Here is a 26,295-nt window from a genome sequence, read left to right on the forward strand (position 1 = left end):
GGGCCTACCGCCGGCTAACCCAGGCCGCCAGCCAAAAACTGATGGCCAGCAGTATTGCGCAAATGGCGATCGCCCAACTGACAGCACCGTAACTCATGGTACTTGACCAGATCCAGGCTGCCACCAAAGGTGCAAAGGCTTTGGCCAGGGTGCTGGGAAATGTCAAAATACCGTTGAGTGCACCATAAGCCCGGGTGCTTAGCATTTCGGGTACAACCAGCCCGCGTACAATGGTAAAAATCCCGTTACTGGCCCCGTAGGCAATACAGGCCGCGGCAACGATCCAGAAACTGGACGGCTGCAGCGCCAATACAATAAACACAAGGGGAAAAATGACAACCACCAAGGTACCAATGCGTCGCATGGACATGCCTGCCCCAAACATGCTGATCAGGATGCGCCCCGCCACCTGTGCCGGCCCAATGGTAGCAATTACCCAAACCACATTCTGAGTAGACAATCCGCCCTCAAGAAACAGCGGATACATATGAAAAGTGAAGGCAGTGAAAGCACCGGCATACGCAGTAAGCGCCAGCATTAAAAGCCAAAATACGGGCTGCCAGAATGAAGCCCTGATAGCCTGTTGATCGGTTTGTTGCTGACATTCATGGTGGGACGGGATGACGTGGACAATATCTTTTTCGGGCCTGATGAAACCATAATATAACGCAGCACAAAGCACCCCGTTAATGAGGGCCAACACCAGCAAGGCATCACGCCACCCCCAGTGATCCAGCAGAAACTGAACCAGTGGAATAAACACGGTACTGGCAAATCCGCCCCATAAAGTAATGGCAGTAATACCAGACCTTGCCCTGGCCGGCCCCACCCGACGGACGATGACTGCAAATGCAGGCTCATACAAGATAGCCGCCTGCAACGCCCCCACACCGGCAATAATTAAATAAAACCCTAGCAAACTGCTTACCTGGGACCACATAAAAATAAGCAGGCCAGCCAATAATGACGCGCCAGCCATTAGCCGCCTGCCGTAGCCTTTATCAACAGCCACCCCTACCGGGTAGGCAAGAAACCCAGCCAGCACCAGGCCTGCCGTCGCAGCACCGTATAAATTGGTTCTGGACCACCCCAGTTCTGCCATCATGGCTTCGGCAATCAGGGGAAAACTGTAATATAGCGACCCCCAGCCGCATATTTGTCCGATACCCAATGCCGTAATAAGCACCAAGGCACGATCCGGGTTAGCAGACACTTTAGGGATATCTGCGGATACATTGGCCTGAGAAGTGGACATGAATGTGTTATTTCCAGGTTAATTCTCGTGACTCATTGCGGCTGCAGCCAGTGTGGTGAGCAGTTGCGGTGCTGTTTCCTTGCGCTCACTATAACGATCGGTCAAGTAATCAGAACGATCACGGATCAGCAAAGTGAATTTATACAGTTCTTCCATCACGTCCACCACTCTATCGTAATACGCAGATGGCTTCATTCTGCCATTTTCATCAAACTCCTGATAGGCTTTGGGTACGGAAGATTGATTGGGAATAGTCACCATCCGCATCCAGCGCCCCAAAACACGCAATGCATTAACTGCATTGAAAGACTGCGAACCACCACTTACCTGCATAACGGCAAGGGTACGCCCCTGTGTAGGACGAATGGCACCACTTTGTAGTGGCAACCAGTCAATCTGGTTTTTTAATACTGCCGTTAAAGTACCGTGCCGCTCCGGACTGCACCATACTTGTCCTTCTGACCACTCAGACAACTGGCGAAGCTCAACCACCTTGGGATGATCAGCGGGCACGCTATCGGTAACCGGCAAATCATACGGATCAAATACACGCGTTTGCGCCCCCAACTGCTGCAAAATGCGCTCGGCTTCCAGGGTAAGTAATTTACTATATGACGTTTCCCGAAGCGACCCATATAGCAAGAGAATGCGCGGCGGATGCGTACTACCCTGCGTTAATCCCAATTTCTCCAAATCAGGTATCTCAAACACCGATGGCTCTATATTTGGCAATGTTTTCTTCATGGGTTTACCCGCTTGCCCGTTGCATCAATCACCACTTCCCCATCTTCCTTGGAAAAAGCGCCTTGCTGCGCGGCTGGCAAAATTTCCAGCACCACTTCAGAGGGCCGACACAATCTCACTCCCATGGAAGTCACCACAAACGGCCGGTTCATCAGGATGGGGTGCGCTTCAATGGCATCCAGTAACTGTTCTTCGGTAAGCGCCGGGTTTGAAAGCCCCAGCTCCTGATACGGTGTACCCTTTTCCCGTAATGCCTCGCGAACGGTAAGCCCGGCTTTGGCAACCATTGATTTTATGGTTTCGCGGGTAGGCGGGGTTTTTAAATATTCAATAATGACGGGTTCTATCCCCGCATTGCGTATCATGGCCAATGTATTACGAGAAGTGCCACAGTTAGGGTTATGGTAGATGGTAACGTTGTTCATAAGTATTCCTGTAGTGAGCAATCATATACTTTAAGCTTGGTACAGCTGCGCGTATTAACTGAGATATTAACGGACAACTGACCCATTAAAATTTTAAATTTCTGTTAATCAAATAGCATCAATCACGGTAGTATACTATAATTCGATAAATATCGAAATATCGAAATATAGAAACAAAAAGACAATACAGGAACGCTGATGGAAACCAAAGATGCCGTAAAAGCCTTATCTGCACTGGCCCATGAAGCCCGACTTGAAGCCTATCGACAACTGGTACAGGCCGGCTCTGCCGGCTTGCAGGCCGGACAACTTGCAGAAACGCTAGGGATACCTCCCTCTTCACTATCCTTTCATTTGAAAGAGTTAATTAATGCCGATCTTCTGGAGTCAAAACATGAAGGCCGGTATGTCATTTACTCGGTAAAGTTCGAGTCCATGTCAACCTTATTGGATTATTTAACTGAAAATTGCTGTGCTGGAGATAGCTGCCTGGTCACATCACCTGAACCGCATGTCAAATCTGAAAATTGAATTGAAAAGCGACTGTCCTGCCAGATTAACAATTACCCCAGGCCAAACAACTTGGCGTATTTCTATCTTAAATATTAACCACTGACATACTGCATTTAATCAACAGGAAATATCGTGTTTGCATCTTTAGCCATTTTTATTGTGACCATTACTTTTGTCATTTGGCAACCTCGTGGTTTAGGCATCGGCTGGAGTGCCTCTTTAGGTGCCCTATTGGCATTATTATTTGGCGTTATACAAATTAGCGATATCCCAGTCGTGTGGAATATTGTCTGGAATGCAACGGCCACTTTTATTGCCATTATTATCATTAGCTTACTGCTGGATGAAGCCGGTTTTTTTGAATGGGCCGCCCTGCACGTCGCCCGCTGGGGCGGTGGCAACGGCAAAGTTTTATTCAGCCTGATTATTTTGCTGGGCGCTGCGGTTTCCGCATTTTTTGCCAATGATGGCGCTGCCCTTATCCTTACCCCCATTGTCATGGCCATGCTCTTGGCCCTGGGCTTTGGCCCCAGCGCTACCCTGGCGTTTGTCATGGCCGCCGGATTCATTGCCGATACCGCCAGCCTGCCTTTCATTGTCTCCAATCTGGTCAATATTGTTTCTGCTGACTTTTTTGACATCAGCTTTGCCCGCTATGCCGCTGTCATGGCACCGGTTACCGTTGTGTCGGTGGCGGCAACGCTACTGGTTTTACTTTGGTATTTTCGCGCCAGTATTCCTGCCACCTATGATCGCACCCAACTGAAACGCCCAAAGGATGCTATTCATGACCTTACCACCTTCCGTGCAGGCTGGTGTGTCCTGGCATTGCTGCTGATTAGTTTTTTTGTTCTTGAAGAAGCGGGCATTCCAGTTAGCGTGATTGCCGGTATTGGTGCGGCTATCCTGTTAGTGGTGGCCGGTCGCGGCCATATTATTAGCACCCGAAAGGTCATACGCGAAGCCCCCTGGTCTATTGTGATCTTCTCGTTGGGCATGTACCTGGTTGTTTATGGTATGCGCAATGCCGGGCTAACTGATCATATCGCAACACTTTTGAACTGGCTGGGTGGCCAGGGACTATGGGTTGCCACCATCGGAACCGGACTCCTCACGGCTTTGCTGTCATCCATTATGAATAATCTGCCTACCGTGCTGGTAGGGGCATTGTCGATTGAAGCCAGCCTGGCCACCGGCACCATTAAAGAAGCCATGATTTACGCTAATGTGATTGGCAGTGACCTTGGGCCTAAAATCACCCCCATTGGCAGCCTGGCCACCTTGCTATGGCTGCATGTGCTGGCCCGAAAAAACCTGACGATTACCTGGGGCTATTACTTCAGGGTGGGTATCGTGATAACGCTGCCGGTTTTATTGGCTACCCTGGCAGCGTTGGCCTGGAGGCTGAGCGCAGGGTAACGCAGGCAAGAACAGTTCCCAATTTGACATCCTCCCCGGCCTGAAGGCCGGAGATTCCTACGGCGCTCAGGGGCGGCTCAATGCCGCCCCTGAGTCGCTTCGGTGGGTTCCTGCTGCTGGCGACCCTACTGCATCGCTCACTTCACAGGCGAACCGGGCGTGTCCCGCCCTTAGCACATTGATCGCGCCGACCACATCGGCGTTTTCCTCGAAGCCACATTCCACACACGCAAATCGGGCTTGCGTCTGCCGGTTGTCGGCAGACACATGGCCGCAGCACGGACAGGAACGGCTCGTGTTCTGTGGCGGCACTGCAACCAGCCAGCCGCCTTGCCACGCCAGCTTGTAATCCAGTTGGCGGCGGAACTCGAACCAGCCTTGATCGAGGATGGACTTGTTCAGGCCGGACTTGGCCCGAACGTTTCGTCCCGGTTGTTCGGTAGTACCTGCCGCTGACCTGGACATGTTCCGTACCTGCAAATCCTCGATACACACCATCGCGTGGTTTTGGCTGATCGCGGTCGAGGTCTTGTGCAGGAAGTCGCGGCGGGCGTTGCCGATACGGGAGTGAATGCGCTGGACTCGGGCTTTCGCCTTCTTCCAGTTGTTGCTGAATTTGGTTTTGCGGCTCATGGCCTGCTGCGCTTTGCGCAGGGCCGTTTCATGCCGCTTGAAGCTGTTGAGCGGCGCGTAGAACGTGCCGTCCGAGAGTGTGGCGAAGCGGATCACGCCCATGTCGATACCCACTGCTGTGGTGGCCTGCGGCACGGGCTGCTCAACTTCGCGCTCGGTCTGGATGCTTACGAACCACTTGCCGCAAGACTGGATCACGGTGACATTTCTGACTGTACCCAGCACCTCGCGACTATTGCGGTAGCGCAGCCATCCCAGCTTGGGCAGGAAGATACGACTGTTGCCCTGATCGAGCTTGATCTGCTTCGGGTCGGGGTAGCGGAAGCTGTCGCGCTGGCCTTTCTTCTTGAAACGTGGAAAGTCGGCCCGCTTGGCGAAGAAGTTGCTGTAGGCCTGCTCCAAATCCTTGAGCGCCTGTTGCAAGGGATGGACCGGCGCATCGGCCAGCCAAGCCGTTTCCGCGCTGTTGCGCCACTCGGTGAGCATCTTGCACAGCCCGGCGTAGCCCAGCTTCTTCTCTCCGCGCTCGTAGCGCTCTTTCTGCAACGCCAGCCCCTTGTTGTAGACGAACCGGCACGAGCCGGCGAAGCGGCGCATTTGCCGCTCTTGCTGGCCGTCTGGTCGCAGTTCGTATTTGAAGGCTTGGAGGCGTTGCATGCGGATATTATAATTTGGCCTATGAGCGACGACAACGATATTAGGCATGGACGACACTGCGTTTTTAAGATGCATGTCCATTTGGTCTTTGTAGCGAAATATCGCCGCAGGGTATTCGATGGCGATGCCATCAACCGGCTGCGCACGATCTTCGCCAAGGTCTGCGCCGACTTCGAGGCGCAACTGATCGAGATGGACGGCGAGGACGATCACGTTCACCTGCTTGTGGAATACCCGCCCAAGGTGGCTGTCTCCAATCTCGTGAACAGCCTCAAAGGCGTCTCCAGTCGCCTGCTGCGGAAGGAACGGCCCGACATCCAGAAGCGCTACTGGAAAGGCGTGCTGTGGTCGCCGTCCTATTTCGCTTCAAGCTGCGGCGGCGCGCCGATTTCCATCGTTCGCCAGTACATCGAGCAGCAGCAAACCCCACACTGAAACCCAAAGACAAGGACGGCTGCGCCGTCCGCGCTATCCTTCCCCGCCCTGAACGGCGGGGCTTGTCGCGCACCGGGTCAAATGCGGAATCTGACATTATTCTTGTAGGATCCGGCTTTTTACATGGCACTGCTTTGATTCAGACAGGCCATGTCTTCGTCAGACAGCAGCAATTGCGTTGAACGGATGAGGCTATCCAATTGATCCAGGCTGGTTGCACTGGCGATGGGGGCAGTTACTCCTTCACGCGCCATCAACCAGGCCAGGGCCACTTCTGCCGGCGCCGCTGCATGATTGGCCGCCACCTTATCCAAGGCAGCCAGAATTTTCAAGCCCCGCTCATTAAGATAAGATTTGACACCGCCACCCCGTGCACTCTTTTGCAAATCATGAGTACTGCGATATTTTCCGGTTAAAAAACCACTGGCAAGACTGTAATAGGTAATCACACCCAGGCCTTCGGCAATGGCAAGATCACGCAAGGCACCTTCATAGCTGTCACGGTCATAAAGGTTATACTCGGGTTGCAGGACCTCGTAGCGGGGCAATCCGTTTTCAGCAGCCACTTTCAGGGCATGTGCCAACTGTTCTGCAGAATGGTTGGAAGCGCCAACAGAACGGATCTTGCCGGCATTAAGCAAACGCTCATACGCGGCCAGCGTTTCTTCCACAGGCACGTCCCCGTCAAAAATATGTGACAGGTAAAGGTCAATATAATCTGTCTGCAAACGACGCAAGGAATTTTCAACGGCACGCTCAATCCATGCTGCAGAAAGGCCTTTCTGCCCTGGCCCCATTTCCAGACCCACCTTGGTAATAAGTATGATCCGGTCACGATTACCTCGCGTTTTCATCCATTCACCAATAATCGTTTCGGACTCTCCACCCTGGTTACCTGGCGCCCAGGTCGAATACATGTCAGCAGTATCTATGGTTTCAAAACCGGCTTCGGTAAAACGGTCAAGCAGCTCGAACGAGCGTGTTTTATCGGCCGTCCAACCAAAAACATTGGCGCCAAAAATCAGCGGTGAAACTGACATACCCGTATTACCCAGTGCTCTTTTATTCATTTTGTCTTCCTTTCCTTATTGATGCGATTGATGCTTTAAATTTTAGTTAAAGAATAAAATTTTTGTCAGAAAAAAACTTAAGATAGGAACAAAGCACGGAATTTTACCATTTGTTATATTTTGAATTTTTTATATACACAATGATGGTTGTGTACGATATAATCAGCCACCTGTTTTAATACTTAACTATTTTTAGAAATACATATGAATCACTTGATTGCTAAAACGTTTGGTGGCTTGTCGCTAACTTATTATTTTCGCCATTTTATTTTTGGACTTATTTTCCCTGCATTATTCCTGTTCATGCAATCCCAAACCACTCAGCCCACCTCAATCGGAATGATGGTTTTTATGGCCATTTCAACCCTGCTTTATCCTTATTCCCGCTTTGTTTATGAAAGCATCATAGACTTCATCATGGGGCAAAATGTTTTTTTCATTAATACCATTGTGATGCTCATTGCAAAATTGATAACGATGCTGTTATGCTGGGTATGCGCAGTTTTCATTGCCCCCGCAGGTCTGGTGTATTTGTATTTCTATCATAGCAAGCAACAAAATAATAGTTAACAATAACCAGACATAACAGGTAGTCAAGTAACATTACCGCCTCACTTCATATTTCAGGGATACCTTTTCATGGCGTCGTCGCTGTTTGATTATGAAAGCCATTTAGAAGCCTGCGCAAAACAGGATGAGCAGGCTTTCAAAGCCCTGTATCAGCAGGAATCGGCACAAATGCTGGGGCTGGCCATGAGCCTGCTTGGCGATCGCGCACTGGCCGAAGATTGCCTGCATGACACTTTTGTACAAATCTGGCGGCATGCCCAGCGTTTCCAGCATGCGCTGGGTAGCGGGCGTGCCTGGATCTACAGCATTTTGCGCTACCGTGCGCTTAACCACTTGCGCAACCATGGCCGCTACACAGAGCTGGATGATGACTTCATTGAACGCATTGCCGACGATAGCCCCCAGGCCAACGAGCTGTTTGAACAGAAAAGTGAAGAAAAACAGCTAAGCCGTTGTTTGCAAGGTATTGACCGTAACCGCAGGCACCCTATTTTACTGGCCTTTTACCATGGGCTAACCCATGAGCAAATTGCCAGCCGCCTGACCACCCCGTTAGGCACCATTAAAAGCCGTATTCGCGCCGGTCTTCGCGCCTTACAGGAGTGTTTGCAAGGATGAATAACCTGCCCACCGATGAACAGCGTACGCTAATTGGCGAATATCTGCTTGGCCTGCTTGATGAAGCACAAGCCAGGGAAATTCACGATCTGATTGAAAACGACAAGGACGCCGCCAAAATGGCCCTGCAATGGCAGCAACATTTCCTTGAACTGAGCGACCAGCTACCGCCCCAAACACCCACGGCACAGTTATGGCCGCGACTGCAAAAAAGCCTTGGCCTGGGCACACCCGTCCAACGGGCAAGCCAGTGGAAAACCTGGTGGCAAAGCCTGGCTACCTGGCGCTTGGCCAGTGCCGTGCTGGCCTTTGCCTTACTGATTGTTATTTTGCCAGAACCGTGGCAAAACGATATATCCGCCAACCGTTATACCGCCGTCTTGCAGCCGCCTGGTGAAGCCGCCCAGCCCGGCTGGGTGGTGCATATTGATCAAACAGGCGCCCTTCTGCTGGAGCCCCTGAATGATCAAGCTATTCCGGCCAACCGCTCTATCCAGTTCTGGACTTTGGTTGATCCTGCCCTTGGCCCCCGCTCTTTGGGTTTGGTTGAACCGGGCAAACCACTGCAACTGCCCGTAGAACAAATTGGGCCCGTACAAGCTGGACAGCTGTTTGAACTGACCCTGGAACCAGAAGGCGGCTCACCTATTAACCGACCAACAGGACAAGTACTTTATATTGGCCGGGCAGTCATGGCGTCCATCAACTAAAGCGGTTTATACAAAAAAAGTCGCGATTTGAAAATTTATTTTTAAATCGCGACATCCAACGCATTCTCTCGCGGGTATATATATCAGGTGCCCTAACAAAGTACCGGCAAGACTGGCATTTTTCAGTCTCGCATTCATATCTGAAAACACTGAGAGAAATTTTATGAACATGCGTAAATCCCTGCTTTCCATGGCATTAACCGCTGCCGCAAGCACCCTTTTGGCTGGTACAGCCAGTGCCGCAACCCTGCTTGCATTAACCGCCGATGGCCAACTTTATAAAATTGACAGCAACAACCAGAAAGTCACCGCCAACATGGCTGCCAGCAGCCCCACCCCCCTGCGTGGCATTGATGTACGTCCGGCCAATGGCAAGCTTTATGCTTTGGGCAACGACCATCAGCTATATACGATTGACCTGTCCAGTGGCGCCGCCAGCAAAGTCGTAAAACTGAACAAGGAATTGCCAGGTAGCGGTCAGGCCGTGGTTGACTTTAACCCCGCCGCTGACAAACTGCGTTTGCTGGCTAACGACGGTACCAGCTTTCGGGTTAATGTAGAGACCGGTGAAGTTGCCGTGGATGGCAGCACCAGCTATGCCGCTGATGGCCCCCATGCCGGTAAAAAGCCCAACATTGCGGCAGGCGCTTACACCAACTCATATGCTGGCACTAAAAGCACTGCCTTGCATACCATTGACTTGGCCAACAATAGCCTGATGTTGCAGAACCCGCCCAACGACGGCATTCAGCAACCTATAGGCAAAATTGCCGATGATCTGAAAACAGTGGCCATCGATATTCAGAGTGATGGCAAAGGTGGCAATACCGCCTACCTGCTAACAGGTTCCACCCTGCATGTACTGGATCTGGGCAATGGTCAACCCAAGACCTTGGGTAAAATAAACGGCCTGCCAGGCAATGTGATTGATATTGCCGTGTTGCCAGGCATGTAATTACCCGATATGTAAGTTTAAAACGGAAACGCCTTCGGGTGTTTCCGTTTACATTTTTCTGTGATCAGGAAAAAACAAATCTTAAAAAAACACGCCGCTTGCCTCAAAGTTTGCCGCCTGTAGACAGCTTTTGACTAATGCAGGAATAAGCGGCCTTGGATCATCATAACGATAATGCAGGCAATAATCCAATTTTTGCAACGCGTGACGGCTTTTGAGTAACACAATTTTTTGTTGATGCACCAACCCGTTTGCCAAGCCTTGAGGTAAAAATCCAATGCCGGCGCCTTCAAGAATAAGCCCTGCCACTACCCCCCACTGATTACACACAACGGTTTGGGCAAATTTTACGCCGGCACGTTCAAGCCAGCCATCCAGAATATGGGTAGCGCCCGAACCACGTGGCAACGTTATTAGCATTTGCTTTTCCAATGAGGCAAGCTCCAGTACCGGCAAATGCCGGGCAATATCGGGCCGGGCGCACCACACAAATGACGAACTGCGCAAAGGGATAGACGCCAGCCCCGAGCGCCTGGCGTGACCCGCAATCACCGCCACGTCCAGCTCTCCTTTTTCAAGCCTTTCGGTCAGCGCCTGGCCAATATCGGTTAACACACTGATAGACAGCGCCGGATGCTGCGTTTGCACTTGGTGCACCCAGGCAGGCAACCAGGTAATAGAGGCCAGTTCGCCTGAACCGATTCGGCAACGACCCTGTAACCCGGCGTTTGCCGAAACGATTTCCTTAAGCGCTTGCGCCTGCTGCAATAAGGCAATGGCCTGCGGCAGCAAACGTTCTCCGGCCTCGGTTAAGCTGGCTTTATGGCCGCTACGGTCAAACAGGGTCTGGCCCAGCGAAACCTCCAGTTCGGCAAGGCGCTTGGACAACGACGACACCGTCAAATTCACCCTTTCTGCCGCCATGGCAAAACTGGGGCTAATGGCCGCCCAATAGAATGCTTCCAATTGTTTTAAGGTCATAGTTGAATAAAAGAAAACAAGTTATTACGATATTATTCGCTTTTTTATTATTAGTAATCCTTTTACAGTCACTCATCGTAAACATATTTGCATTGTTCAGGTGAGCCCATGAAAGAATCAGCCCTTAACACCCACACTCCACAAGCTATCGCACAAAACGCTTCCAGCAATGCATGGACGGCATTTAACGGTGCCAACACCAAAGGCAAACTGGCCAGCATACTTTGCCTGGATGATTTTGAAGCACGGGCACGCGCCTATTTGCCCAAAGCGCTTTACGGCTACATTGCGGGCTCGGTTGAAACCCGTCAAAGCTGGAAAGACAACTTCAATGCCTTTGAACAATGGGGATTTGTACCACGCGTACTGCAAAATGTCGCACGGCGCAGCCAATCAACCACACTGTTCAACCATGAATGGAGCTGCCCTTTTGGCATCGCCCCCATGGGCATTGCGGCCCTTTCCACCTATGACGGCGACCAGGTCATGGCCCGGGCGGCTGCACAGGCCAATATCCCTTTTATTTTAAGCGGCTCTTCACTTACCCGCCTTGAAAGCATCATGGAGGTTGCCCCCAACAGCTGGTTTCAGGCGTATTTACCGGGTGAGCAGCAGCGGATAAATGGACTCATTGCACGAGTCAAAGCCGCTGGCGTAAAGACACTGGTTATCACCGTTGACATACCCGTGGCCGGTAACCGGGAAAACAATATCCGTGCCGGGTTCTCCACCCCTTTGCGCCCCAATGGCCGATTGATATGGGATGGCATGACACACCCACGCTGGTTGCTGGGCACGTTTTTGCGCACCTTGATGGATGGCATTCCTCATTTTGAAAACTCCTTCGCCGAACGCGGTGCCCCCATTATTTCAAGCAATGTAGAGCGGGATTTTTCCAACCGGGAACACCTGGACTGGCGCCATATCGAAAAAATCCGTGCGCTGTGGCCTGGAAACCTGATCATCAAAGGCATTTTAAGTGCACCCGATGCCAGCATGGCCAAAACCATAGGCGCTGACGGCATCATTATTTCCAATCACGGCGGTCGCCAGCTTGATGGTGCCGTTTCACCGTTGCGGGTCTTGCCCGATATTATCCAGGCTGTCGGCAACCTGCCCGTTATGCTCGATGGTGGCATTCGCAGGGGTAGCGATGTGCTCAAAGCCCTTGCATTAGGGGCTAGGTTTGTATTTCTTGGCCGCCCTTTTAATTTTGCCGCGGCCACGGCCTCACAGGCAGGCGTTAGCCATGCGATTGCGCTACTGAAAGCCGAAATTGACCGCAATATGGCTATGCTGGGTGTGAATCGACTTGAAGAACTGGGGAAGGAACATCTTTTGAAATTAAGGGTTTAGGCTGTTTCAAACCCAGATTCTCCCGCAAGGTGGTGCCCTCATACTCTGTACGGAACAAACCACGCCGGCGCAGTTCAGGCACAACACCTTCAATGAAGTCGTCCAGGCCACCCGGCAACCAGGGAGACATGATATTGAAACCATCCGCCCCGCCTTCTTCAAACCACTGTTGTAACTGATCGGCAACCCGGGCTGGCGTGCCGACAATCTGCTGGTGTCCCCTTGCACCGGAAATTCGCAGGTAAAGCTGGCGAATGTTCAGGTTTTCCCGTCGTGCCAAATCCACCAAAAGCTGCTGGCGGCTTTGACCACCATTGGTTTCAGGCAAATCGGGCAAAGGCCCGTCTACCGGGTAGCCGGATAAGTCCGCACCAATCATGTTGGATAGCAGGGAAACACCAACTTCAGGATGAATCAGATTTTGCAACTGTTCAAATTTTTCTTCTGCCTCTGCCTGGGTACGCCCGATGACCGGGAAAATACCGGGCATGATTTTGACATCATCGGGAGAACGGCCATAACGCTTTACACGTTCCTTGATATCGGCATAAAACGACTTTGCCTCGCCCAAGGTCTGATGCGCAACAAAAATCACTTCAGCCGTGCGTGCTGCCAGTTCGCGTCCTGTTTCGGAAGCGCCTGCCTGCACCACCACGGGCCGTCCCTGTGGTGAACGGGCAACGTTAAGCGGGCCACGTACTGAAAAATGTTTTCCCTTGTGATTCAACACATGCAATTTGTTCACATCATAAAAAACACCTGATTCTTTATTACGCACCAAAGCATTGTCTTCCCAGGTATCCCATAAACCCACCACCACATCATGGAACTCACCGGCACGCTCATAACGTTGCTCATGTTCTAGCTGCTTTTCATAATTAAAGTTTTTGGCTTCAAAATCACTATTGGAAGTGACCAGATTCCATCCGGCCCTGCCACCACTAATCAAATCCAGCGTGGCAAATTTACGTGCCAGATTATAAGGCTCGTTAAATGTTGTGGAAGCCGTACCAATCAAGCCGATCCGCTCGGTAACCGCAGCCAGTGCAGGCAATAAGGTTAAAGGCTCCAGTGTGTCCGCTCGTGCGGTACGTGCCAGCGTGGCAGGGTCAGAGGTTTTAACGCCAACACTATCGGCAAAGAAAATGGCATCAAACTTGGCAGCCTCGGCACGACAGGCAAGTTCTGCATAATGGGCAAAATTGGCACCGGCATCGGCCTGTGCCTGCGGGTGACGCCAGGCGGCGATATGGTGCCCGGTCTGCATCAGAAAAGCACCCAATTTGATTTGTTTTAACGGTTTACTCATAAATCAACTCTTTAACATTAAATGAAATATTTACCAGGACATTCTCAAGTCTGCAAAAGAACGGGGCAAGGATGATGGATTAAGCGCTTGTGTATCAATCTGGTTAACATCAATATCCAGGAAATCACTCAACACATCATCGCGCAAGCGAATGAAATCCGGGTCACTACGATTACGTTCACGTGGCAAATCAATTTCTACCGTACGCTTGATACGTCCCGGATGGGGTTCCATCACCACCACCCTGTCCCCCAGAAATACAGCCTCATCAACATCATGGGTGACCAGCAGCATAGTGATTTTTTCTTTTTCCCAAATACGCTGCAACTCAACCTGCAAACGTGATCGTGTCAGGGCATCCAGCGCACCCAAAGGTTCATCCAGCAATAACATGCTTGGGCGATTAACCAGACCGCGGGCAATCGCGACCCGTTGCGCCATACCACCCGAAATCTGATGCGGGTAAGATTGTTCAAACCCTTCCAAACCAACCAGGGCAATATGCTCTGCGATAAGATCGCGTTTCTGAGCCGCATTAAATGGGGAATTACGTAAAGCCACACCAACATTCTGCGCGACCGTCAACCACGGAAACAGACGATGATCCTGAAAAACAATGCCACGATCACGACCCGTCCCTGATATGGGCTGGCCACCAATAAGAATCTGTCCTTCATACTCGCTATCCAGGCCCAGCACCAGACGTAACAGGGTGGATTTACCGCAGCCACTGGCCCCCACAATGCTAACAAACTGCCCTGCCTGCACATTCAAATTAATATTTTCCAGAACCTGCAAAACACCATCACTGGCCTGCTGGCTGGTATAGCGTTTACCCAGCCCGACAATGTCCAGATTATTGGATTGCTGCGGTGTTCTTGGATTCTGATCTGACAGTACCTGTACTAATGAGCCCGAACTACCCCCTGACCCAAGTGCGTGATCGGCACGATCCCTGAATTGATATTGCGTCATTATTTATTCTCCTTATTCCATACCTTTGATAAAGGGTCAAGAGCGGCCATAACCAAGACTGATACGGCGCTCAACAAGCCGTGCCAAGGCATTCATCAGCCACCCCACCAACCCGATAACCACCATCCCGAAAATCACCAGATCCATTTGAAAATGCTCGCTGCCATCAACCAGCGTATTGCCAATACCCGTACCGGCAGCCAGCAAATACTCTGCCCCGATCGTTGCCAGCCACGAATAAATCAGGGCCAGATAAACACCGGTAAAAATGGATGGTATGGCGGCAGGCAAAATAACACCCGTAATGGTTTGCCAGCGCGTATATCCGTACACCTGCGCCACTTCAAGTAATTTGGGAGGCGTGTTTTTGATGCCGTCACAGGTATTAACCACCACCGGCAGTAAAGCGGCCAGCGACAGAAACACCACCTTGGCCACATCTCCCAAACCAAACCACACAGAAAGCAGTGGAATCCAGGCAAACAGGGAAATTTGTTTAAACGTATTAAAACTGGGTCCTACAATACGGTTGAATAAAGGCACAAAACCCAACAGTCCCCCCAAAACCAGACCGGCAAACGTTCCAATTGCAAAACCGGCCATTTCCCGTCCCAGACTGGCACCCAGGGCCACCCAGATCTTGCCCGAGGAAAACTGGTCAATGGCGGTTTCCAACACTTTTAGTGGCGACACCAGCAAAGCGGAGTTAACCAGGTCCAGCTCTGAGCTTGCCCACCACAGGACAAGGGCAAAAACCGGCAACACAAAACCTTTCCATCGCCCGTTAGACCGAACCTGTAAAGGTGCCGTGGTTTCGGAAGCCGCAACAGCAGAAGATAACGCAGCAAATTTACTCATTGAACCCTCCTGAATGCAGGTAAATGACGTTTTCCCATCAACCTGGATTCAATAAAATCAAGAAACCGGTCAATCAGATAACCAATCGCCCCCACCACAATGACCGCCGCCATCACCAGATCCAGCTGGAATAACTGACGCCCATAAACAATCAAAAACCCAAGTCCTTCACTGGAAGCCACCAGTTCCACAACCACCAGTGATAACCAGGCCTTGGTGAAACCCAGTCGCAAACCGGTAAAAATCGTGGGTGCCGCCAGTGGCAGGATCACCTCAAATACTTCCTGCCGGCGGGTATAACCGTAAACCCTGGCCACCTCACGAAAGGAAGGAGGCACCTGATGAAAACCCTGTAAGGTATTAAGCGTTGCCGGCACCAGGGCCGCCTTGGCAATCAGGATATATTTAAGTGGTTCACCAATACCCACCAGCAATAAAACAAATGGCATCCAGGCCAAAACCGGAATCTGCACCAGTGCATTAAAAGTGGGCAACAAATATGACTCAATCGGGCGTGATAAACCCAGCACGCAACCCAGTAACACGCCTAACAACGACCCGGCCAAAAAGCCCAGCAATACCCGCTGCAGGCTGACCGAGATATTCAGCCACAGATCACCGCTCCTAAAAAGATCCACCAGCGTTTCCAGCACAAAGGCGGGCGACGGCAGAACCTGAGGAGAAATCCAGCCCTGATCCACGCCGGTCTGCCATAAAACCAGCAGGGCCGCAGGCAACAGCCAGGGTAACAGTCGATCCCCCATGCGCAACAAAAGCAGGCTGCCAAATTTTCGGACAGAATTTTTATCATCCGTGCCAACCGGAATCACGGCCAGACTACTTTGTGTCATAACGTCCCCCTGTTTAGCCGCCACTGGCGACAGTGGCAACCTTGGCTTGCTGCTGAGGCTTGCCAGTCACATCAAAGCGGGTCCAGCGATGGGTCAAGCCCTGCGTTTCAAGTGCTTTTTGCAGAAAACGGGTATCAAACCAATCATCTACCGACACATCACGTCGAATCAGTTTCAACTCGAGCGCGTCACTGACCACTTCCTTATAGCGACCCACGATAAAATCATCAATCAGTGGAGAATTACGCACGGCCAGATCCTGATTCTCGAACTCAGCCACATAGGACTCATAGGGCGTGCCGCTACGGGCCCACAACCTGAACAAGGCCTCACGATTTTTCTCATCCGAAGCCCAATCGGCAGCCCTGACAAAGGTATCAACCACTTTCTGGACAGCTTCGGGATGCGCATTGGCAAACTCATCCCTCACGTGTAGATGTGCCTGGCGGGTAAAAACGGGTTCTTTGCCCTGAGTCGAATGAACAATGTCAATCAACCCTTGATTACGCAGTTTAAACAGCTCTTGCCCGCCAAAAGCGGCGTCTACACTTTTGGATGCCAGTGCCGCCTGTGCACTGCCCGAATCCAGATTTATCCCTTTTATATCGCGCTCTTTCAGGCCATGTGCCGCCAGCAGATTATTGGCAACAAGATGACCGTTGGTACCACGAAAAATGGAAACCCGTTTGCCTTTCAGATCGTTAATTGACTTGATATCGGAACCGACCGGTGTCACAAGATATAGATTATTACGAGCCCCACTAATTAGCAGAACACGTGTTTTAAGACCATTGGAACGGCCCACTACCGAGGGCAAGTCACCATGGTAGGCAAAGTCAATCTGTTTATTGGACAAGGCTTCGTTAACGGCCGGGCCCGCCCCTTTAAAAAACACCCATTCAACCTCAACCCCATCATCCTTGAAGGCCTCTTCAACCCAGCCATTAATTCGCGCGACGGCACCGGGTGAGCCACCCCAGGTAATCGGTTCGCCACCGCCTGCAGTGGCAACACCAATCCGTACTTTTGACAGTTTTTCTGCATATACCGGTGTAACGGCAAAAGCCAGCACCAATCCACCCAGCATGGTTTTCAATAAAGACCGGCGTATTTTTTTATATTTCATCATAAATATTCCTGCATGAATCCGTTTGGTTAAAAAATCGGGCGGACCCTTTCACACCCTGGCACACCCGAGCCAGTTAAAATAAGGTATGTGTGAAATAGCCCGCGTTACCGATTAAGCCGCCTTTTTATCCAAAGAAAGCTTTTTCTCTATGGTTGTGCCGGCAAAAAAGTTCGGATTAGCTTCCGTATAAAAGCGGTAAGGGTTTCCAAAAACCAGCGCTTTAAAATCGTCTTCACTAATCACACCCTGCTCTACCAGGTCCCAGCTTTCTGCCAACGGTTCCGTTAAATCGGGCACATCCCAGTGACCAATATCGGAAGACCAGATCGCTTTGGTTTTAACGCCAAGCGGATTAAGTTTTTCATTGAAAGCAACCGCAACCGTACGGTCGTCCGACTCGGCACCAAAGTAGAAACTGTCTGCCCATTGTTTTTTAATATCTTCTGGTGACTCAATGCCTGCCAATGCAAAATCATCCAGCTCTTCGGCATTCGGTTCACGGCTGTGCGGGAAAGCCGATACGCCCAGGCTATCAAGCAACAAGGTGTTCTTATCAAGCTTGCGTCCCTTGATAAAGTCTTGGCCATAACGCTGGAACAGGTTTTCCAGCAAGTCCAGATCGGCATTGGCCGGGTTGTAATTCTGTACCGCCACGCGATTGCGCTTTTCCCAGCGATCAATCAAGTGCGTAAACACATTGGCTCCCCAGTCTGCGCCCCCTTCAAGTAAGGCCACACGCAGCCCCGGAAAACGTTTGGTCACGCCACCAAAGAAAAGCGCCTTGGCAAATGCCTCGGAACCATCTGCAAAGTGCCCAATATGGTTGAACATGTAATTACTGACGGAATGGCGCCCGGTCCAGCCCTGACTGCCATAATGAGTAGTGACAGGCACACCCAGCTCCACCACTTTGGCCCAGAACGGGTCATAGTCATAGTCACTGTCAATGCCATAAAAATCGGTGTAATGCGCATATCTGGCCACATCCGGATGATGGGCCGGCGGATACTTGTCGGCAACTGCAGGCACAGGACGGCGCACCCCACCGGCAATGTTGATCACCTTCAATCCCAAAGTCTTGACGGCAAACTCCAGCTCTTCAATCCCTTCCTCTGGCGTATGCAGTGGAATACCGGCTACAGGTGTCAGGCGGTCACTGTATTTGCCGTACAAATCCGCATGAAAGTGGTTAATGGCGCGATGCAAAGCCTGGCGATGCTTGCCCGCCCCCAGCGGTGCCAGCACATCATTGGGAAACAGTACCGAGTAATCAGCACCCTGTTCTGACAGGCGTTCTGCCAGTAGCTCGGGCAAGGTATACGTGGCCAGATCAAGCGTATTACGGGTAACCCGTGCCCACCATGGGGAGCGTAAGGTACGGTAATAACGACGTTCTTCCTGTGTCTGCTGATACCAGTCCTTGCCATTGCTGCGTGTATTGAAACGGGAGCCAAGGACTTTGCGCAAGGCATCCACCAGCTCACCGCCCCCGTATTGCTGCACATACTCTTCCAGCGCGGGGTTATAGTCGTTTACATGGACATCAGTATCAATAACCGGGTAATCCAGACCGGCCTTGACGGCGAGTGAGCGGGATGCCTGAGCAGGGGTAAGACGTGCGTTCATAAAATCTCCAGATAAAAGGTGACATTGATGAAAATGCCAATGAGTTATACCGCGGAATTTTTAAATTGAAAGCAAAGTATAGGCAGGCCTGGATTCATTTCTGAACAATTTTTTTAGTATTTTTATATATCTTATTTTTATTTTTTATCTTTTAAATAAAAGCTTATTTGCGCGTATGTACTTATATTCTTTAAAGAAATATGATTATTCAAATAAATAAAATTTATTTTTAATTTGAAATAAAATAAGATTTAATTTCCTGAGGTGATATCAATAAGATAAAAATGTCTTTGGAAATTGAACCCAGGTTTCTTATGATGAAAAGAACAGCAGCACGCAATCATTACCCGTTTTTATTATTTATTTTCCAGCAAAGGAAATCATCATGTCTATCAAATCAATCAACGCACGCAACCAGTTTCATGGAAAAATCGTTGAAATCGTTACCGGACCGGTTGTGTCCGAAGTGGATATTGAAACGCCAACCGGTCTTATCACCTCAATTATCAGCACCCGCTCTATTGCCAAGCTTGAACTGAAAACTGGCTCGGAAGTTATTGCGTTTGTAAAATCCACAGATATCGCGCTGGCAAAGCTTTAAGGTGTCATTGTCCAGCTGAACAGAAACCCAAAACAAAACCCCAAAAACTGGACATACCAAATTTTTGGGGTTTTGTTAATGCAAACGGACCGTCAATCATTGATGGTCCGCAGCAAAGATCAGGCTAACTGCTTACACGCTTTAGCGTGTTTTATGGCCCTGTGCATTTTTTTCCTGCTCCAGCAACCTTTCTTCCTGATCTTCATACAGCACACCGCCCATGGCTGCCACAAGAATCATAAAACCAGTACCTATCAGCCATGAGAAGTACCAGGGTCCGTAGTCACCCAAAATGACCGCTGCCAAGATGGCGATCACGGACAGGATCATCAAAATAATAATGCGAGACAGTAATGACATTGCCGCGACTCCTTAATACGATTCTTCGCTTTCAACGGTTTGGGTATTCACCTTACCGCGCATGATATAAAACGCCCAGCTGGTGTATGACACAATGATAGGCATAAAAAGCACCGTAAAACCCAGCATCCAGCTCATGGTCAGGGTACTGGCCCCTGAATTCCATACGGTAAGGCTGTGCGAAGGATTAGAGATGGACGGCATGACAAAGGGGAACATGGCCGCACCCACCATACCAATCACAGCAATCCAGGTGATGACCCCGGACCACCAGGCAAACACGGCCCGCTCTGCCCGAATAGCCAGAATACCGGCAATCAGGCTGACATACGCCAAGGCAGGCAAGACCCAAAGTACCGGATACTGACGGTAGTTTTTCAGCAGGCCACCGGCCTCAACCGTAACCGTTTGATGCAGCGGCGTCTGGGGCACACCCGGTGCTGGCGATTCAACAAGATTGAAACCGTGTAAGTTGGCAGACCAGATTCCCCCAATGGTAAGCAGCACCAGGGCAAGAATACCACTGAATACCGCCACCTTTTTGGCACGCTGACTGATTTGTTGCTCGCCACTGCCAATCAGCACCATGCATGCACCCATATGGGTCGCCAAAGAGACCGACACCACACCGCAAAGAATGGCATAGGGGTTAAACAGGCCGATAAAGCTGCCCGTGTAATACGACACCATCCGGTCATCAAAATGGAATGGCACCCCAATTAACACATTACCCACTGCGGCGCCAAAAACAAGCATGGGAATAAAACCTGACACAAACAGGCTCCAATCCCAGACATTGCGCCAGGCATCGCTTTTGATTTGGCTGCGGTATTCAAAACCCAACGGCCTGACAATCATGCTCCAAAGCAAAACAAGCATGACAATGTAAAAGCCTGAAAAAGCGGTTGCATAAACCAGTGGCCAGGCGGCAAAAATTGCGCCACCGCCTAAAATGAACCAGACCTGGTTACCGTCCCAATGGGGGCCAACAATGTTGATGGCCACCCTGCGTTCGGCATCGGTACGCCCGACATAGCGCAGGATAGTACCCACCCCCATATCCGTGCCTACCATGGCGCCCAAACCCATCAGCAGGACACCCAACAATAGCCACCAAATGATAATCAGATAAAAATAAATATCCATGGTGTTCACTCCTTATGCTGTAGCAGGCTGTGTTTGTGGAAGCTGACCACGCTGTTTAAGCTCGATCTCATCCGGTTCCTCCGGACCTTTCTTAATGCTGCGTATCATCAGATACATTTCTACAATGGCAAAGGTCGTATACAGCAAGACAAAGCCGGTCAGTGACACCACCATATAGGTAACCGAGTGCGTGGAGACTGACAACCAGGTCGGCAAGATCTCGTAAACCGTCCATGGCTGGCGCCCCATCTCGGCGACAATCCAGCCCATTTCACAAGCGATAAAGGGGACCGGAATCATCCATACCGAAAAGCGCAGGAACCTGCGCGACTGCTTGAGCTTGTTGCTTAACGTCAGCACGATGGCCACCACAAAATAACCCAGCATTAACAGCCCCAGCGCAACCATAATGCGGAAGGTCCAGAAAATAATCCAGACTTCGGGAATGCTGTCTTTGGCCGCCAGCTCAATATCCGTCTCGGTAATTTGGGTCAAATCACCGCCAGGGGCATAGCGCTGCACCAGGAAGCCATAACCGACGTCCGCTTTATGTGCCTCGAACGTATCCAGTGCTTCCTGGTCGGTCGGGTCTTTACCCAGGCGCTCCATGGCCTGCACGGCAGGTATGCCATTGCGTATCCGCATCTTGGCCTCTTCCTTGATTTCACTGATAGAAGGCACCGTACCATCCAGTGAGTGCGTGACCAGAATCGACAGGAAGCCGGGCAACTGCACTTCAAACAAGTTACGCTCCTCTTCCTGCGAAGGAAGGGCAACCACATTGAAAGCCATTGGTGCTTTTTCAGGTTCCCACAGGGCTTCCATGGCAGCCAGTTTGCTGGGCTGGGCATGTCCACCGATAAAACCCAGGGCATCTCCAAGCGTAATTACCCCTGCCGTACCCAAAACCCCAAACAGGGCGGCAATACGGAAAGAGCGCTGGGCCACATCCTCATGCCGGCGGCGTAACAGATAAAACGCACTAATACCGCAAACAAAAATAGCCGCGGTGACGTAACCTGCCAACACGGTATGCACGAATTTGGCCTGGGCATCCGGGTTAAAGAACAGCGCATGAAAGCTGGACAGCTCCATGCGCATGGTGACCGGATTAAACTCGGCGCCCAACGGATGCTGCATGAAACTATTGGCCACCAGAATCCACAACGCGGACAGGTTCGAACCCAAGGCCACCAAATAAGTAATGACCAGGTGCTTGCCTTTGGATAGACGATCCCAACCAAAAACCATCAAGCCGACAAAGGTGGATTCCATGAAAAAGGCCATGAGCCCTTCAACGGCCAACAGGGTTCCAAAAGTATCACCCACAAAACTGGAATAATACGACCAGTTCATGCCAAACTGCAGCTCCATGGTAATACCGGTCGCCACACCCAGGGCAAAGTTAATCATGAACAGCCGCAGCCAGAATTTGGTTATCCGCTTATAAATCTCACGGCCGGTCACTACATAAACCGTTTCCATCACCGCCAGTAATACCGATAGCCCCAAAGTAAGCGGGACAAATAAAAAGTGGTACAAGGCGGTAGCTGCAAACTGCCAACGCGAAAGGTCAACTACAGTTTCACTTACCATTTTTATTACTCACTAAAAAATTGCCAGAATTCCTGCCATGCACGCCGACCAACAACACGTAAAAACTCCGACAAGAGACTTGCCGGCATGACAGGCCTTTACAAAACACGAAAAAACTAACGGTTAAAAAGGTTGACTTCGGCCAGATCAATCACATTTTTCATATGGCCGTCCATGACTGCACGCAGCCCCCAAAGACCGAACCCCTTGGCCTGCCCAAGATTAATACTGGGCGGCAAAATCAGTTCCTGGCTGGCCGTCACCACATCCAGTACGGCAGGACCCTCATGAGCCAGGAACTGCTCTACGGCCTGTGGCAATTCGGCAGGGTCTTCTACACGCTGCCCATAAATACCGGCGGCCTGTGCAATTTGGGCAAAATCCGGATTTTCCAGGTTAACACCCGTATTCACAAAACCGGCCACCTTCATTTCAAGCGCCACAAAACCCAGCACGCCATTATTAAACACAACCACTTTGACAGGAACATTATGCTGTTTCAGGCTGATGATATCGCCCATTAACATCGAAAAACCACCATCTCCTGAAAGCGTGACCACCTGACGTTCGGGCATGGCCATCTTAATACCAATGCCCTGGGGCATGGCATTCGCCATTGAACCATGAGTCATGGAGCCGATCAGGCGCCTTTGTCCATTCATGCTCAGGTAACGGGCAGCCCACACAGTAGGTGTGCCAACATCAGCAGTAAATATGGCATCGGGCTCGGCTTTTTCACTGAGCACACTGGCCAGATACTGGGGATGGATAATCTTGTGTTCCCCTGGCCGTGCCAACATATCCAGATCCTTGCGCGCTTTCTCATAATCCTTGCGAGCCTCGTCAAGGAAAGCCTGACTGGTTCGTTGTTTCAATTTGGGCACAAGCAGTTTCAGGGTTTCTTTAACATCGCCCACCACCCCAAGCTGCAATCTTGCCCGCCGGCCCAGATTTTCCGCACGAATATCCACTTGGGCGATCTTGACGTGGGACGGCATGAATTGCTTATAGGGAAAATCGGTGCCCAGCATTAACAAGGTATCACAGGAATGCATGGCCTTATACCCCGAGGAAAAACCAATGAATCCGGTCATTCCCACATCATAAGGGTTGTCATATTCCACATGCTCCTTACCCCCCAGGGCATGCACGATCGGGCTTTTCAATGCCTCGGCCAGGGTAATCAACTCGGCATGTGCGCCCGCACAGCCACGGCCGACAAACAGAGCGACACGCTCTGAACCGTTTAATAAGTCAGCCAATGCCTGAACCTGCGGCTCATCGGGCAATACTTTGGGCGCGCGAGGCACCAGGCTTGCCCTGGGAGAAACCGACGTTACCGGTGAGGCCTGCAAGGCGATATCGCCCGGCAATACCACTACCGCGACACCACGCTGGCCCACTGCCGCACGGATAGCATTTTCAATCACATAAGGCAACTGGTCAGGATGCGAAACCAGTTCGCAATAATGACTGCATTCCTTAAACAACTGTTCGGGGTGCGTTTCCTGAAAATAACCACTACCAATTTCAGACGATGGAATATGCGCCGCAATGGCCAATACCGGCGTGCGAGTACGATGCGCATCAAACAGGCCGTTAATTAAATGTAAATTGCCCGGTCCGCATGAGCCGGCGCAAACGGCAAGCTCTCCGGTAACTTGGGATTCACCACTGGCGGCAAACGCTGCCACCTCTTCGTGGCGCGTTCCCACCCACTGGATGCCTCCGTGCACCCGCAAGGCTTCCGTCACGCCATTCAGGCTATCACCAACAACACCGTAAATGCGTTTTACCCCGACTTCAGCCAAGGTATGCACTAACAAATCCGCTACATTTTGTATTTTCATCATCCCCTCTTTTCAAGATAAAAGTTATTCTTCATACTGCAGCCCTCTTTTTAAAAACATCTAAAAAGTCTTTTAAAAAGAAGCCCCTGAAAACCGCCCACCCAGCGACGGAAAGGGGCGGCCTTGACAAAATTGTTTGTTAAATATTATCGAGTTTAAGCACTTCTGCTGTTTGCTGGCGGATATTTTTGCAAGCATCGCCATCAAGCTTTAAATCAATCCCGTAAGTGGGAATCATGCGTTGCAGATTGGGAAGCCAGTCATTGGCATTGAGCCTGTCTGCAAAGCATTTTTGCAAAAGCTCCAGCGCAATAAATACCGCCGTGGATGCCCCGGGAGAAGCCCCCAACAAGGCTGCCATGGAATGATCCTGAGACGCAATCAGTTCGGTACCGAACTCCAGGCGCCCCCCATGATGCTCATGAGTAGGCTTGATAATCTGCACCCGTTGACCTGCAACAACATGCTGCCAATTTCCCCTTGTCGCCAATGGATAAAACTGGCGCAACATTTCAAACTGGTGCTCACCGCTTTGCAACACCTGGGTAATCAGGTATTCGGTCAAGTCCCAGTTGTCTTTGGCCACATCCAGCATGGGGATCACATTGGCGGGTCGCACGGTCCGGAATAAGTCCGTGAGCGATCCGTGTTTCAGGAAACGCGTGGAAAAACCGGCATACGGGCCAAACAGAATGGAACGCTTGCCGTTTACGATTCGGGTATCCAGGTGCGGTACCGACATGGGCGGGGAACCGGTAGGCGCCATGCCATAAACTTTGGCATGATGCCTTTGGCTGAGCTCATCAACATCACAGCGCAGCCAAATGCCCCCAACAGGAAAGCCGCCGTAGCCCTGCCCCTCTGGGATATCCGCTTTTTGCAGCAGTTCCAGGGCTCCGCCACCCGCCCCCACAAAGACGAAAGATGCCCGGTAATCCCGCTTCTCACGGGTTATTGAACAATGGGCACTGACCTCCCATTGACCGTCTGCATTACGTGTCAGGTCTGACACGGTGGTGTTGTAATGCACCTGTACACCGGGAGTCTTTTCAAGATGCCCAAAAAGCGTATGCGTCAGGGTGCCGTAATCCACATCGGTGCCCGTGATCATGCGGGTGGCCGCCACCGGTTCATTACCTGTACGCCCCTCCATGATGAGCGGGGCCCAGTTGCCGATCTCGGCAGGGTCGGTACTGAACTGCATGCCGTGATAACAATGATGGGCGGACATGGCTTCGTAGCGGGCGCGTAAAAACCTGACGTTACCTTCTCCCCAGACAAAACTCATATGCGGGCAGGAACGGATAAAACTGGCAGGATCGTCAATCACGCCACGCCCAACCAGGTACGACCAGAATTGCCGCGACAGGTCAAACTCGGTATTGACTTCCAGTGCTTTGCTGATATCCACCGTACCATCGCTTTTTTGCGGTGTGTAATTCAGCTCACAATTGGCCGCATGGCCAGTGCCCGCATTATTCCAGCCATTAGAGCTTTCCTGCGCGCAATCATTCAGCTTTTCCAGAATAATAATTTTGGCATCAGGCATTAACTCTTTGAGCATTGTGCCTACCGTGGCACTCATGATGCCTGCACCAACCAATATAAAATCCGCCTGTTCGGATACCGGATTGATACTCATAAAATTAACCT

General features: G+C 50.9%; 26 protein-coding genes. 9 read left to right on the forward strand and 17 right to left on the reverse strand.

The window, feature by feature from the left end; genetic code table 11:
• Positions 1-4: 4 nt before the first annotated feature.
• The 3 genes from KU392_RS00525 to arsC are packed head-to-tail and all read right to left on the reverse strand — an operon-like array spanning position 5 to position 2,424.
• A complete protein-coding gene (locus tag KU392_RS00525) occupies positions 5-1,255 on the reverse strand; it encodes an MFS transporter (RefSeq protein ID WP_217734279.1) in 1,251 nt (416 codons plus the stop codon).
• An 18-nt stretch (positions 1,256-1,273) separates the two neighbouring features.
• Complete coding sequence (gene arsH / locus KU392_RS00530; protein ID WP_217734280.1) at positions 1,274-1,999, reverse strand: arsenical resistance protein ArsH; 726 nt, start codon at positions 1,997-1,999, stop codon at positions 1,274-1,276.
• Positions 1,996-2,424 (reverse strand): arsenate reductase (glutaredoxin), encoded by a 429-nt coding sequence (arsC, locus tag KU392_RS00535; protein ID WP_200239200.1) that lies wholly within the window; start codon positions 2,422-2,424, stop codon positions 1,996-1,998. The genes arsH and arsC overlap by 4 nt, the downstream gene beginning before the upstream one ends.
• A gap of 198 nt (positions 2,425-2,622) precedes the next feature.
• Between arsC and KU392_RS00540 the strand changes: the two genes are divergently transcribed.
• Both KU392_RS00540 and KU392_RS00545 read left to right on the forward strand, forming a co-directional pair.
• Positions 2,623-2,955: an ArsR/SmtB family transcription factor gene (locus tag KU392_RS00540; RefSeq protein ID WP_217734281.1), complete on the forward strand. Its 333-nt coding sequence runs from the start codon at positions 2,623-2,625 to the stop codon at positions 2,953-2,955.
• A 114-nt stretch (positions 2,956-3,069) separates the two neighbouring features.
• On the forward strand, positions 3,070-4,356 hold the full coding sequence (locus KU392_RS00545) for an arsenical efflux pump membrane protein ArsB (RefSeq protein ID WP_217734282.1): 1,287 nt from the start codon (positions 3,070-3,072) through the stop codon (positions 4,354-4,356).
• 66 nt (positions 4,357-4,422) lie between these two features.
• On the opposite strand, the gene KU392_RS00550 is transcribed toward KU392_RS00545, so the two are convergent.
• Entirely contained in the window at positions 4,423-5,646 is a 1,224-nt protein-coding gene (locus KU392_RS00550) for an RNA-guided endonuclease InsQ/TnpB family protein (RefSeq protein ID WP_217734283.1), read from the reverse strand.
• 21 nt (positions 5,647-5,667) lie between these two features.
• On the opposite strand from KU392_RS00550, the gene tnpA reads away from it, so the two are divergent.
• On the forward strand, positions 5,668-6,081 hold the full coding sequence (gene tnpA, locus KU392_RS00555) for an IS200/IS605-like element ISAba30 family transposase (RefSeq protein ID WP_206111665.1): 414 nt from the start codon (positions 5,668-5,670) through the stop codon (positions 6,079-6,081).
• A 119-nt stretch (positions 6,082-6,200) separates the two neighbouring features.
• Here the strand turns inward: tnpA and KU392_RS00560 are convergent, their stop codons facing one another.
• Positions 6,201-7,151 carry an aldo/keto reductase gene (locus KU392_RS00560; protein WP_169294838.1) on the reverse strand — a complete coding sequence of 317 codons (951 nt, stop codon included), beginning with the start codon at positions 7,149-7,151 and terminating at the stop codon, positions 6,201-6,203.
• Positions 7,152-7,355: 204 nt separating this feature from the next.
• On the opposite strand from KU392_RS00560, the gene KU392_RS00565 reads away from it, so the two are divergent.
• From KU392_RS00565 to KU392_RS00580, 4 genes are all read left to right on the forward strand, one after another.
• Positions 7,356-7,721, forward strand: a complete 366-nt coding sequence (locus tag KU392_RS00565; RefSeq protein WP_217734284.1) for a hypothetical protein — start codon at positions 7,356-7,358, stop codon at positions 7,719-7,721.
• A 69-nt stretch (positions 7,722-7,790) separates the two neighbouring features.
• On the forward strand, positions 7,791-8,339 hold the full coding sequence (locus tag KU392_RS00570; RefSeq protein ID WP_217734285.1) for a sigma-70 family RNA polymerase sigma factor: 549 nt from the start codon (positions 7,791-7,793) through the stop codon (positions 8,337-8,339).
• The gene (locus tag KU392_RS00575; RefSeq protein ID WP_169294840.1) at positions 8,336-9,049 is read left to right on the forward strand and encodes an anti-sigma factor; all 714 of its coding nucleotides are present in this window, start codon (positions 8,336-8,338) and stop codon (positions 9,047-9,049) included. The genes KU392_RS00570 and KU392_RS00575 overlap by 4 nt, the downstream gene beginning before the upstream one ends.
• Positions 9,050-9,212: 163 nt before the next feature.
• Positions 9,213-10,004: a DUF4394 domain-containing protein gene (locus KU392_RS00580; protein WP_217734286.1), complete on the forward strand. Its 792-nt coding sequence runs from the start codon at positions 9,213-9,215 to the stop codon at positions 10,002-10,004.
• Positions 10,005-10,085: 81 nt separating this feature from the next.
• Here KU392_RS00580 and KU392_RS00585 read toward each other — a convergent pair whose 3' ends face one another.
• Complete coding sequence (locus KU392_RS00585; protein WP_246587173.1) at positions 10,086-10,970, reverse strand: LysR family transcriptional regulator; 885 nt, start codon at positions 10,968-10,970, stop codon at positions 10,086-10,088.
• Positions 10,971-11,093: 123 nt separating this feature from the next.
• Here KU392_RS00585 and KU392_RS00590 point away from each other — a divergent pair, with 123 nt between their 5' ends.
• Entirely contained in the window at positions 11,094-12,341 is a 1,248-nt protein-coding gene (locus tag KU392_RS00590) for an alpha-hydroxy acid oxidase (protein WP_217734287.1), read from the forward strand.
• Here KU392_RS00590 and KU392_RS00595 read toward each other — a convergent pair.
• The 6 genes from KU392_RS00595 to KU392_RS00620 form a co-directional block, all read right to left on the reverse strand.
• Positions 12,277-13,650 (reverse strand): LLM class flavin-dependent oxidoreductase, encoded by a 1,374-nt coding sequence (locus tag KU392_RS00595; RefSeq protein ID WP_169294844.1) that lies wholly within the window; start codon positions 13,648-13,650, stop codon positions 12,277-12,279. The genes KU392_RS00590 and KU392_RS00595 overlap by 65 nt on opposite strands.
• Before the next feature lie 30 nt (positions 13,651-13,680).
• Positions 13,681-14,625, reverse strand: a complete 945-nt coding sequence (locus KU392_RS00600; protein ID WP_217734288.1) for an ABC transporter ATP-binding protein — start codon at positions 14,623-14,625, stop codon at positions 13,681-13,683.
• A gap of 36 nt (positions 14,626-14,661) precedes the next feature.
• The gene (locus KU392_RS00605; protein ID WP_217734289.1) at positions 14,662-15,483 is read right to left on the reverse strand and encodes an ABC transporter permease; all 822 of its coding nucleotides are present in this window, start codon (positions 15,481-15,483) and stop codon (positions 14,662-14,664) included.
• Positions 15,480-16,247, reverse strand: a complete 768-nt coding sequence (locus KU392_RS00610) for an ABC transporter permease (RefSeq protein ID WP_246587205.1) — start codon at positions 16,245-16,247, stop codon at positions 15,480-15,482. The genes KU392_RS00605 and KU392_RS00610 overlap by 4 nt, the downstream gene beginning before the upstream one ends.
• Positions 16,248-16,347: 100 nt before the next feature.
• On the reverse strand, positions 16,348-17,463 hold the full coding sequence (locus KU392_RS00615) for an ABC transporter substrate-binding protein (RefSeq protein WP_425514639.1): 1,116 nt from the start codon (positions 17,461-17,463) through the stop codon (positions 16,348-16,350).
• A gap of 111 nt (positions 17,464-17,574) precedes the next feature.
• The gene (locus KU392_RS00620) at positions 17,575-19,089 is read right to left on the reverse strand and encodes an amidohydrolase family protein (RefSeq protein ID WP_217734291.1); all 1,515 of its coding nucleotides are present in this window, start codon (positions 19,087-19,089) and stop codon (positions 17,575-17,577) included.
• A gap of 385 nt (positions 19,090-19,474) precedes the next feature.
• Here KU392_RS00620 and KU392_RS00625 point away from each other — a divergent pair, with 385 nt between their 5' ends.
• Complete coding sequence (locus tag KU392_RS00625; RefSeq protein ID WP_169294849.1) at positions 19,475-19,690, forward strand: TOBE domain-containing protein; 216 nt, start codon at positions 19,475-19,477, stop codon at positions 19,688-19,690.
• Between the two features lie 141 nt (positions 19,691-19,831).
• Here the strand turns inward: KU392_RS00625 and KU392_RS00630 are convergent, their stop codons facing one another.
• The 5 genes from KU392_RS00630 to mqo all read right to left on the reverse strand — a co-directional run bounded on the left by KU392_RS00630 (position 19,832) and on the right by mqo (position 26,284).
• Positions 19,832-20,050 (reverse strand): hypothetical protein, encoded by a 219-nt coding sequence (locus KU392_RS00630; protein ID WP_217734292.1) that lies wholly within the window; start codon positions 20,048-20,050, stop codon positions 19,832-19,834.
• Positions 20,051-20,062: 12 nt separating this feature from the next.
• A complete protein-coding gene (gene cydB, locus KU392_RS00635) occupies positions 20,063-21,196 on the reverse strand; it encodes a cytochrome d ubiquinol oxidase subunit II (protein ID WP_217734293.1) in 1,134 nt (377 codons plus the stop codon).
• A gap of 12 nt (positions 21,197-21,208) precedes the next feature.
• The gene (locus KU392_RS00640; protein WP_169294852.1) at positions 21,209-22,792 is read right to left on the reverse strand and encodes a cytochrome ubiquinol oxidase subunit I; all 1,584 of its coding nucleotides are present in this window, start codon (positions 22,790-22,792) and stop codon (positions 21,209-21,211) included.
• A 116-nt stretch (positions 22,793-22,908) separates the two neighbouring features.
• Entirely contained in the window at positions 22,909-24,642 is a 1,734-nt protein-coding gene (poxB, locus tag KU392_RS00645) for a ubiquinone-dependent pyruvate dehydrogenase (RefSeq protein ID WP_217734294.1), read from the reverse strand.
• A 139-nt stretch (positions 24,643-24,781) separates the two neighbouring features.
• Positions 24,782-26,284 (reverse strand): malate dehydrogenase (quinone), encoded by a 1,503-nt coding sequence (gene mqo / locus KU392_RS00650; protein WP_217734295.1) that lies wholly within the window; start codon positions 26,282-26,284, stop codon positions 24,782-24,784.
• Positions 26,285-26,295 lie beyond the last annotated feature (11 nt).

The sequence above is a fragment of the Advenella alkanexedens genome (assembly GCF_019132845.1).
In the GTDB taxonomy this organism is placed as follows: Bacteria; Pseudomonadota; Gammaproteobacteria; order Burkholderiales; family Burkholderiaceae_B; genus Advenella; species Advenella alkanexedens.

Excerpts from the sequence above, each read along its gene's own strand:
- KU392_RS00525 (WP_217734279.1), bottom strand. The coding sequence starts at position 1,255 with ATGTCCACTTCTCAGGCCAATGTATCCGCAGATATCCCTAAAGTGTCT.
- arsH (WP_217734280.1), bottom strand. The coding sequence starts at position 1,999 with ATGAAGAAAACATTGCCAAATATAGAGCCATCGGTGTTTGAGATACCT.
- arsC (WP_200239200.1), bottom strand. The coding sequence starts at position 2,424 with ATGAACAACGTTACCATCTACCATAACCCTAACTGTGGCACTTCTCGT.
- KU392_RS00540 (WP_217734281.1), top strand. The coding sequence starts at position 2,623 with ATGGAAACCAAAGATGCCGTAAAAGCCTTATCTGCACTGGCCCATGAA.
- KU392_RS00550 (WP_217734283.1), bottom strand. The coding sequence starts at position 5,646 with ATGCAACGCCTCCAAGCCTTCAAATACGAACTGCGACCAGACGGCCAG.
- tnpA (WP_206111665.1), top strand. The coding sequence starts at position 5,668 with ATGAGCGACGACAACGATATTAGGCATGGACGACACTGCGTTTTTAAG.
- KU392_RS00560 (WP_169294838.1), bottom strand. The coding sequence starts at position 7,151 with ATGAATAAAAGAGCACTGGGTAATACGGGTATGTCAGTTTCACCGCTG.
- KU392_RS00565 (WP_217734284.1), top strand. The coding sequence starts at position 7,356 with ATGAATCACTTGATTGCTAAAACGTTTGGTGGCTTGTCGCTAACTTAT.
- KU392_RS00570 (WP_217734285.1), top strand. The coding sequence starts at position 7,791 with ATGGCGTCGTCGCTGTTTGATTATGAAAGCCATTTAGAAGCCTGCGCA.
- KU392_RS00575 (WP_169294840.1), top strand. The coding sequence starts at position 8,336 with ATGAATAACCTGCCCACCGATGAACAGCGTACGCTAATTGGCGAATAT.
- KU392_RS00580 (WP_217734286.1), top strand. The coding sequence starts at position 9,213 with ATGAACATGCGTAAATCCCTGCTTTCCATGGCATTAACCGCTGCCGCA.
- KU392_RS00590 (WP_217734287.1), top strand. The coding sequence starts at position 11,094 with ATGAAAGAATCAGCCCTTAACACCCACACTCCACAAGCTATCGCACAA.
- KU392_RS00595 (WP_169294844.1), bottom strand. The coding sequence starts at position 13,650 with ATGAGTAAACCGTTAAAACAAATCAAATTGGGTGCTTTTCTGATGCAG.
- KU392_RS00600 (WP_217734288.1), bottom strand. The coding sequence starts at position 14,625 with ATGACGCAATATCAATTCAGGGATCGTGCCGATCACGCACTTGGGTCA.
- KU392_RS00605 (WP_217734289.1), bottom strand. The coding sequence starts at position 15,483 with ATGAGTAAATTTGCTGCGTTATCTTCTGCTGTTGCGGCTTCCGAAACC.
- KU392_RS00610 (WP_246587205.1), bottom strand. The coding sequence starts at position 16,247 with ATGGGGGATCGACTGTTACCCTGGCTGTTGCCTGCGGCCCTGCTGGTT.
- KU392_RS00615 (WP_425514639.1), bottom strand. The coding sequence starts at position 17,463 with ATGATGAAATATAAAAAAATACGCCGGTCTTTATTGAAAACCATGCTG.
- KU392_RS00620 (WP_217734291.1), bottom strand. The coding sequence starts at position 19,089 with ATGAACGCACGTCTTACCCCTGCTCAGGCATCCCGCTCACTCGCCGTC.
- KU392_RS00625 (WP_169294849.1), top strand. The coding sequence starts at position 19,475 with ATGTCTATCAAATCAATCAACGCACGCAACCAGTTTCATGGAAAAATC.
- KU392_RS00630 (WP_217734292.1), bottom strand. The coding sequence starts at position 20,050 with ATGTCATTACTGTCTCGCATTATTATTTTGATGATCCTGTCCGTGATC.
- cydB (WP_217734293.1), bottom strand. The coding sequence starts at position 21,196 with ATGGATATTTATTTTTATCTGATTATCATTTGGTGGCTATTGTTGGGT.
- KU392_RS00640 (WP_169294852.1), bottom strand. The coding sequence starts at position 22,792 with ATGGTAAGTGAAACTGTAGTTGACCTTTCGCGTTGGCAGTTTGCAGCT.
- poxB (WP_217734294.1), bottom strand. The coding sequence starts at position 24,642 with ATGAAAATACAAAATGTAGCGGATTTGTTAGTGCATACCTTGGCTGAA.
- mqo (WP_217734295.1), bottom strand. The coding sequence starts at position 26,284 with ATGAGTATCAATCCGGTATCCGAACAGGCGGATTTTATATTGGTTGGT.